Source organism: Mesorhizobium sp. M0019 (genome assembly GCF_040323975.1).
Classification (GTDB): Bacteria; Pseudomonadota; Alphaproteobacteria; order Rhizobiales; family Rhizobiaceae; genus Mesorhizobium.
In genome coordinates this window covers 1-7,449 of record NZ_JAMYVK010000102.1, presented here as the reverse complement: position 1 = coordinate 7,449, position 7,449 = coordinate 1, and the positions used below count along the sequence as shown (strand labels likewise).

Sequence of the window (7,449 nt, the reverse complement as noted above, 5' to 3'; positions counted from 1 at the left end):
GGCGCGCTGCGCGCGCGACCCCCAGCACACCCTTGACTTGCCGCGCCCCCGGGGCTAGCGCCGGGCGCGCGCCATTCGCAAAATCAGGCTGCCTTGCTCAGAGAGCCAGCGGACGACTTGCCAGTGCGGCGGTCCTGCTCGATCTCGAAGTTGATCTTCTGGCCTTCAACCAGGGTCGACAGTCCAGCACGCTCGACTGCGGAGATGTGAACGAAAACGTCCGCGCCGCCGCTGTCAGGCTGAATGAAGCCGAAACCCTTGGTGGAATTAAACCACTTGACCGTACCTGTTGCCATTTCGATAGTCCTTTACGTTTGCTTTAGTTTGACTGGACCGAAACCCAGCCGGTTTGTATCGAGATTTTGGAGATAGAACATCAGCAAACGCGAAGATCGCGAGGCCCGGATCGATCGGCCGAAATATCAATGGACCGCATATAATATGCTTTCGCGCAAAAAACAAGACGGGGCGGAAAATGGCGCGGCGGCAACGCTGCCCAACGGCCGCCCCAATCGCGTGAGAGCGTCGTTGTTGCGCGCCTGACCCGGGAGGATCGCGTCGGCTTCGGGCGCGACCGGGTTTTGGGGAGAGGGGCCATGAAAATCGTTCTGCTTGCCGCTTGCCTGACGCTGGTGGCCGCCGAGGCGCAGGCGGTCTCGCGCTACGACCCGACCCGCATGAGCTGCGGCAAGGTGCAGGCGACGATCGCGCGCGAGGGTGCGGTCATCCTGCGCTATCGATCGACGCGCGTGCCGGGGCTGGCGCTCTACGACCGCTACGTGCGGAGCCAGCAATTCTGCGACATCGGCGAGGTCAGGGCGCGGGCCTCGGTGCCGAGCACCGACACGAATTCCTGCACCGTCTACAAATGCAAGCGGGTGGAGATCGACCGGCGTTTTCGCCGGCGCCTGCTTCCGGATTAGAGTGGGACGAAATGGTGCGCCGGGTGCCGGCCTCGCCTGAATATCGACGTACCTAAAACCCGAACGACACCTGCGCCGGCGGCGGCGGACCGACGCGTACGCCTTCCATGGCCAGCATCTTTTCCTTGGTAGCCGAGCCGCCGGGCGCGGAAAATCCACCGATCTTGCCGCCGGCGGCAAGGATGCGATGGCAAGGGATGACCAGCGGCACCGGGTTGGCGCCGAGTGCGGCGCCCGTCTCACGCGCCAGCCCGGCATGGCCGACTCGTTTGGCCAGTTCGCCATAGGTGGTGGTTTCGCCGAAGGCGAGTTTTCGTGCCGCGTCATAGATCGCCAGGCGGAACTCGTCGACGCCGCTGAGATCGACCGGCACGTTGGAGAAATCGATATCCTCGCCGGCGGCATAGGCCTTGATCGACGCGATCAGCTCGGCAACCCATTGCGGCTCGGGCTTCGCTGCTTGGTCGGCGGCGGCATGGCGCAGCAGCCGGCGCTCGACCGCGTCGCGATTGCGCTGCGGCAGGCAGAGCCGGGTCAGTCCGGCATCGCTCCAGGCGATGCCCATGAAGCCGAGCACGGTTTCGAAGACCGCGTGGCCGGCGGTGGCATGAGAGGCGTCCATGGCGTGCTCCTTTCCGGAATCTTTCGCGATTCTATGGTTGACAAACCCAAACGTTGTAGTCGATTATAAGGGTGGCAGGCTGGCAATTGGACTCATGACGTGGGAAGGCATACATTTGTGCCTAGCAATGACGACATACTCGCACAAGGTTGATAGTGCAGCCTCGCACCGAGAGCCGATGACAGGTTCTGTCAGTTGGGCGAACAAGATGGGAACTTGCGACCTCTTTACCGGTTGATAAGCGTGCCCGCCTATGGTCTGAGTACGCAGATTCGCTACCAAATTCGGGAGATTACCATGACCGCTGCGCTTGAAGCTTTGGTTGCAAAAGCTCAGAAGATTCAGATGACCGACGGTCAGATGCGTGAGCAGAGGCTGAGCTTTGTCTATGGGAATACCCATATTGAGAACGACATGATCACTCGTGAAATGGTTGCAGCCGCCGACGAGAAGATTACGCGAGAGGAAGCGGCAAAAGCCCGTTAATGAGCGAGGATCGACACAGCCAAGCCGACCCTGTTGAACTAATAACTAACCCCATCGAAAAAGCCCAACGCGAGGCTGAAAACGGGGTCAGGCAGTTCAAAGAGGCAATTGAGATAATCCGGGCATCTATACAGGGCGCCGGGGGTAAATTCCGGCTTAATCAGTCAATAATTTTGCGGCTCCATCAAAAGGCGCTGGAGGGGATTCACCCTCTAGCCGGCACATATAGAAATTCGCCTGTTTATATAGGCAAGAGCAATCACTATCCGCCAGCGCACACAGAGGTGCCCGATCTGGTCGCCGAAATGTGCGGGTACGTGAACGAAAACTGGCATATGTCAGCAATTCACCTGGCGGCTTATCTGCTCTGGCGGATGAACTGGATACACCCATTCGCAGATGGCAATGGCCGGACGGCGCGTGTCGTTTCTTATGTCGTGCTGAGTGTAAAGCTTGACAGTCTTCTGCCCGGTGCACCCACAATCCCAGATCTGATCGCAGCGGACAAAAGCCCATATTATAAAGCTCTTGAGGGTGCCGACGATTCGTGGAAGCGGGGCATTATCGCCGTTGCAGACATGGAAGCGATGCTTGAGAATATGCTCGCGATGCAGCTTCTAAAGGCGACCCAAGAAGCCGCGATATAGGCGATTACTCCCTATCGGCTTCGCGCTTCCGGCGCACCAATTCCTTTATCTGCTCATTGGTGAGCTTCGGAGCGTGGGCGATCTTGTCCACCACGGCTTCAAAGGCGGCGTCGGACTGATCGGTTTTCAGTTCGCGCGCTGCTTCACGGAATTTCTCGATTTGAGACTTTCCCTCTGATTTAGGCATAGGAATATAGACTCCGATTCGTGCGTGTGCTAAACGAATGGGCGGGGAGTGATCCCCGCCCAAACTCTATCTTATGAGGCGCGGTTGGGAATAGCCCGCCGCGCGCGAACTGAGATGGAGCATGGGAACTCCAGTCCCCCGGGGACTACCAGCCCCGGGTCTGGCCGCGAGCTTAAAGCGGAAGTTCACCAAGTATCGTCGTCTGACGGGTCCTTGGTCTCGATTGGAGAACTTGCAGGTTCTCCGGTTTCTGGGGGGGCTTTCGCCTCCCCATTCTCGTTTGGCGCCTTATTCGCATTAACGCCCATTAAATCGTCCATGGCCAGATTCCATTCGCTAGCCCTCTTTGGGTCCGATACTTTCATCCCTTTGCGAATGATTTTGCCTGTCCCCTTCATGTTGCTCAGCGTTGGGCTGATTGTTGACATGGGCACTTCGGCCCCCTTCAAAACAGTCAGTTCCGCCTGCAACTCGTTAGCTGTCCACCACACCCTTTCGCTGGCGCCTAAAACAATCAGTATCAAGCTTTCCACAGATTCCTTGGTTGGATCCACGGTATAGGCTTCAACCCTCGGCGGCGGGGGTGGCGGAGGGGGCGGCGGGCTTGGCGGCCAGACGTGCCTTGGGAGGCTGTTTAGTGTCACGCCAGGCACCGCCGGCCTCACCCTCACAACCGGCGTATACTCCCCTAGGCGCCTAAGAACACGCTCGGCGACCGCGAGTTCGGCTAACTCCAGCTTTCGCTCCTCGATTTCCTCTTCGAGTTGCTCACGCCGCGCCGCGACGTCGGAAAGGGACGGGTTTGTTTTCATGAGTCGTTGTCTACTCTATACCAAGCAACAATGCAATCGGCTAGATTGATTGATTGACGAACATTAAGCGAACGATCAAGCCGAGGACAAGACATGCACATATGTCAATGTGGTCATATATCAAGCTGGAGTTTAATCCGGTTGATGGAAGCTTGACCTAGGATTGGTGATCTGCAATACCAACGTTGACGCCCGTCGTCGCACTTTCGTCCTGCTCGTTCGTTCTGAACCGGGCGGAACGCATAGAGCGCTCCGGAGCGCTGGGCTCTTTCCCAGCTAACTCCAGAGGTCAAAGACGATGGTTTATTGTCAGTTGCCTAAGGGCGTTCACGTTCGTTTTTACGTTCGCGTCCGCTTTGGAAGGGTAGAGTTCGTCACTGAACACTGCCGTTCCCATCCTTCTCGTTAATACGGTGTAGCAGCCGCGAGAAGGCGATAAGAAGGCGACGGGCGTCTCCTCCACGCATCACCATGAATTATTTGAGATTCCGCGTCAAGGCCGGCGGGGCTTGGTATACCGCCAGTAGGGCAATTCGAGTTGCACCGGGTTTCGGAAGTGCGTCCGCTTTTCGTCAAGCAGGTCTATGATAGGTCAGGCGCTTGCCGGCGGCACCCTTCAAAGCGATGAAAGCGCGCGTGCCGTCATCGACGCCCAGGGCAATGCGGTTGCTGTAGCGGAAGTCGAATTCGGCCAGATAGCGGTGCAGATGGTGTTCGGCGCAATGCTGATAGACGCCTTTCATGCCGCGCTTGAAAATCGAATAGAAGCCTTCGACGGTGTTGGTGTGAACGGTGCCGCGAACGTACTCGTCCTTGGAATGCGTGACGAAATCGTGCGAGGCGAATTCCTGGCCCACGCGGCGATAGACGCCAGACTCATCCGTCATCAATGCGCTTTCCTTGGCGATGTTGGCCCGCACGATCGGCATGATCGTTCCGATGCGGGCTGTATCGACGTGGAAGGAACGAGCGCGACCGCCACGTTCGACAAGCGTAACCACGGTGTTCTTGTGACCAGCGCCACGCTTGACCGGGGTGTCCTTGAGGCGACCGATGTAGGTTTCGTCAACCTCGACAGTCTTGCCGTTGCCGCCAAGCGGGGAGAGATCGCCAGACGCCATTGCAAGGCGAATGCGGTGGCACAGGAACCAAGCGGCTTCATAGGTGCATTCGAGTATGCGGTGCATTTGGTGGGCGCTGATACCCTTCTTAGAGGCGCACATGAGGTGAATGGCCTGTAGCCACTTGGTGAGCGGCAAATGGCTTTCCTCGAAGATCGAACCCATGCGGACGGTGAACTGCGAACGGCAAGCGCCGCACTTATAGAGACCATGCCGCTCAACGCCGTTCGGGTTTTTCTTGGAGGGCTTGGTGCGGACGCCCTTCAATTTGTAGTGCTTGTCCACGGAACCGCATTTCGGGCAGACCGGACCATTCGGCCACAAGATCGCCTCGACATGTTCGAAGGCCTTGGCTTCGTCGTGGAACTCGGGGCGGGACAGGATGGACATGGCGAAAGTTCCTAAGTTGTTGGAATCTTTCTATCTCTCCGGTTTGGGTTTGTCAACCATAGAATCACCGAATCTTTCGAAGTACAAATCCAGAACAATATCGCATTTCGCGGCCCGGCTCGCCACCCGAAAACCACCGGCTACCGCGGATTGCCCGAGGAAAGATGCTGGTGTAAGGACTTCTTAACACCCGACGAACCGGACCCGAGCGCCGCTTGCCAGCAAAATTCCTCTTTCCCGTCCTTGCGGCGGTGTTGGCCGTGGCCGCTCTCAGCGGTTGCACCTCGACTTCGCCGGTGACCCCGACGCCGGCCTTCACCGAAAATACGGCCAATACCGATGCCGGCTTTACGTTGGCGCTGCCCGATACAGTTTCGGTGCTGCCGGAGCCGTCCGGCGTCGCCCAGACAGCGGCGCTGCCGATCGAGCCGGCCGCCGCCTTTGCCGGGCCGACGCCGCTGGCGGCAACTACCCCCGCCGTCATGACCGCCAATGCCCAGCCTGTTACCGCGACGCCAGCCGTCGCCATGCCGGTCAGCCAACAGACCGCGGCCATGCCCGGCGTTCAGCCGGTTTCCTACACGGTGCCGCAGAACCCGGCCGTTCTGGCCGCGACCGACCCCACCGAGGGTCAGTCGAACGCCGGCGGCCGCAGCGAGATCGAGCGGCTGATCGAGAAATATTCCGCGCTTTACCAGGTGCCGGTCGATCTGGTGCGCAGCGTCGTCAACCGCGAGAGCACCTTCAACCCGAAAGCCTACAATCACGGCCATTGGGGGTTGATGCAGATCAAGCACGCGACGGCGCGCGGCATGGGCTATGACGGGCCGGCAAGCGGCCTGTTCAATGCCGAGACCAATTTGAAATATGCGGTGAAATATCTGCGCGGCGCCTGGCTGGTCTCAGGCGGCAACCCCAAGCGCGCCGACCGGCTCTACCAGAGCGGCTATTATTACGACGCCAAGCGCAAGGGGATGCTGGGCGAAACCGGCCTCGGCAGCGATAGCCTGCGCCGCCGCATGCAGCCCGATGCCTGAGCCGCGCCCGCCGGCGCCAAACGACATCCGCCTGCGCAAGATCTTCGACGACACGCTTCTGGCGCCGCGCTGGCCCGAAGGTTTTTTCATGCGCGGCTTCGAAGCCGCCGATGCACTCGCTTTGCATACGCTGTTGACCGCGGTGTTTGACGACGGCGCCGACGGGCCGTTCGACGAATGGTGGCCGCGCATTTCCGGCGACGCGGAATTCGATCCCGCTTTATGTTTCCTGGTCATCGACGGCAAGGGCCGGCTGGCCGGCGCGGCGCTCTGCTGGACACGGGCTTTCGTCAAGGACCTTGCCGTCCACCCCGAGGCACGCGGCAAGGGCATCGCCGAGGCGCTGATGCGGCACGCTTTCGCCGTGTTTCACGCAAGGGGCGCGGCGCATGTCGATCTCAAGACCAATACGGTCGAGAACGCGGCTGCGGTCAGGCTCTATCAGCGGCTGGGGATGATCGAGGTGGATTGGGCGGGGTGAGGCGCGGTCGGCAAGCCGACGAACGCCCGGAGCCATGGTGGAGGGCAGGGACCGAGCGCAGGATCCGGAAGGGAAATGTCCACCAGGCGGCAGGTCGCGTCTTGCCGGTCCGGGCGTCAAGCTGCGATGTTGCAATTCGCGCGGGAGCTTTGACGAAACCGGAGAAACATGATGCGGCTTTTGCTTTCCACCCTCGCCACCTTGATCCTCGCCGTTCCGCTCTTCGCGGGCGTGGCGCGGGCCGACGATTGCGCCAATGCGCAGGACCAGGCGACCTTGAACGAATGCGCCGGCAAATCGTTCGATGAGGCCGACAAGAACCTCAATGATGCCTACAAGCAGATAGAGGGGCGGCTGAAGGGCAATGCGGAGACCAAGAAGCTGCTGGTCGATGCGCAGCGCCACTGGGTCGCTTTCCGCGACGCCGAATGCGCTTTCCAGGGCGGCCCGCGCGAGGGCGCCGGCAGCATGTATCCGATGGTCGTCTACGATTGCCAACGGGCGCTCACCAATGATCGGGTGAAGGATTTCGAGAACTATCTCAATTGCCCGGAAGGCGAGGTCAGCTGCCCGGTGCCGGCGCAGTAGCGTCTGCCGATTGGCAATCGCATATGGGGGTCCCCCTCATCCGGCCGCTTCGCGGCCACCTTCTCCCCGCCGGGCTAGCGTGCGCACACATCTGATTTGGCGGGGATTAGTTTGGATTTGCAAGAGCGAAGCCCTCGGCGATGGCGTGGAAGCGT

The 7,449-nt window shown here is 59.9% G+C and carries 11 protein-coding genes; 6 read left to right on the top strand and 5 right to left on the bottom strand.

What is annotated here, in order from left to right; genetic code table 11:
• Positions 1-83 precede the first annotated feature (83 nt).
• Positions 84-296 carry a cold-shock protein gene (locus NKK47_RS34505; RefSeq protein WP_023678332.1) on the bottom strand — a complete coding sequence of 71 codons (213 nt, stop codon included), beginning with the start codon at positions 294-296 and terminating at the stop codon, positions 84-86.
• A gap of 300 nt (positions 297-596) precedes the next feature.
• Between NKK47_RS34505 and NKK47_RS34500 the strand changes: the two genes are divergently transcribed.
• Positions 597-923 (top strand): hypothetical protein, encoded by a 327-nt coding sequence (locus NKK47_RS34500; RefSeq protein WP_352579864.1) that lies wholly within the window; start codon positions 597-599, stop codon positions 921-923.
• 52 nt (positions 924-975) lie between these two features.
• On the opposite strand, the gene NKK47_RS34495 is transcribed toward NKK47_RS34500, so the two are convergent.
• Positions 976-1,545: a methylated-DNA--[protein]-cysteine S-methyltransferase gene (locus NKK47_RS34495; protein ID WP_352579863.1), complete on the bottom strand. Its 570-nt coding sequence runs from the start codon at positions 1,543-1,545 to the stop codon at positions 976-978.
• Positions 1,546-1,842: 297 nt separating this feature from the next.
• Here NKK47_RS34495 and NKK47_RS34490 point away from each other — a divergent pair, with 297 nt between their 5' ends.
• On the top strand, positions 1,843-2,031 hold the full coding sequence (locus NKK47_RS34490; protein ID WP_352579862.1) for a hypothetical protein: 189 nt from the start codon (positions 1,843-1,845) through the stop codon (positions 2,029-2,031).
• The gene (locus NKK47_RS34485) at positions 2,031-2,678 is read left to right on the top strand and encodes a Fic family protein (protein ID WP_352579861.1); all 648 of its coding nucleotides are present in this window, start codon (positions 2,031-2,033) and stop codon (positions 2,676-2,678) included. The genes NKK47_RS34490 and NKK47_RS34485 overlap by 1 nt, the downstream gene beginning before the upstream one ends.
• A gap of 4 nt (positions 2,679-2,682) precedes the next feature.
• Here the strand turns inward: NKK47_RS34485 and NKK47_RS34480 are convergent, their stop codons facing one another.
• The 3 genes from NKK47_RS34480 to NKK47_RS34470 all read right to left on the bottom strand — a co-directional run bounded on the left by NKK47_RS34480 (position 2,683) and on the right by NKK47_RS34470 (position 5,188).
• Positions 2,683-2,865, bottom strand: coding sequence for a hypothetical protein (locus NKK47_RS34480; RefSeq protein ID WP_352579860.1), 183 nt, complete (start codon positions 2,863-2,865; stop codon positions 2,683-2,685).
• Positions 2,866-3,050: 185 nt separating this feature from the next.
• Positions 3,051-3,677 (bottom strand): hypothetical protein, encoded by a 627-nt coding sequence (locus NKK47_RS34475; protein ID WP_352579859.1) that lies wholly within the window; start codon positions 3,675-3,677, stop codon positions 3,051-3,053.
• A gap of 572 nt (positions 3,678-4,249) precedes the next feature.
• Positions 4,250-5,188: an IS1595 family transposase gene (locus NKK47_RS34470; RefSeq protein ID WP_352579858.1), complete on the bottom strand. Its 939-nt coding sequence runs from the start codon at positions 5,186-5,188 to the stop codon at positions 4,250-4,252.
• A gap of 215 nt (positions 5,189-5,403) precedes the next feature.
• Here NKK47_RS34470 and NKK47_RS34465 point away from each other — a divergent pair, with 215 nt between their 5' ends.
• The 3 genes from NKK47_RS34465 to NKK47_RS34455 all read left to right on the top strand — a co-directional run bounded on the left by NKK47_RS34465 (position 5,404) and on the right by NKK47_RS34455 (position 7,294).
• Positions 5,404-6,225 (top strand): transglycosylase SLT domain-containing protein, encoded by an 822-nt coding sequence (locus tag NKK47_RS34465; protein WP_352579857.1) that lies wholly within the window; start codon positions 5,404-5,406, stop codon positions 6,223-6,225.
• The gene (locus tag NKK47_RS34460) at positions 6,218-6,706 is read left to right on the top strand and encodes a GNAT family N-acetyltransferase (RefSeq protein WP_352579856.1); all 489 of its coding nucleotides are present in this window, start codon (positions 6,218-6,220) and stop codon (positions 6,704-6,706) included. The genes NKK47_RS34465 and NKK47_RS34460 overlap by 8 nt, the downstream gene beginning before the upstream one ends.
• 168 nt (positions 6,707-6,874) lie before the next feature.
• A complete protein-coding gene (locus tag NKK47_RS34455) occupies positions 6,875-7,294 on the top strand; it encodes a lysozyme inhibitor LprI family protein (RefSeq protein ID WP_352579855.1) in 420 nt (139 codons plus the stop codon).
• The last annotated feature ends 155 nt before the right edge of the window (positions 7,295-7,449 follow it).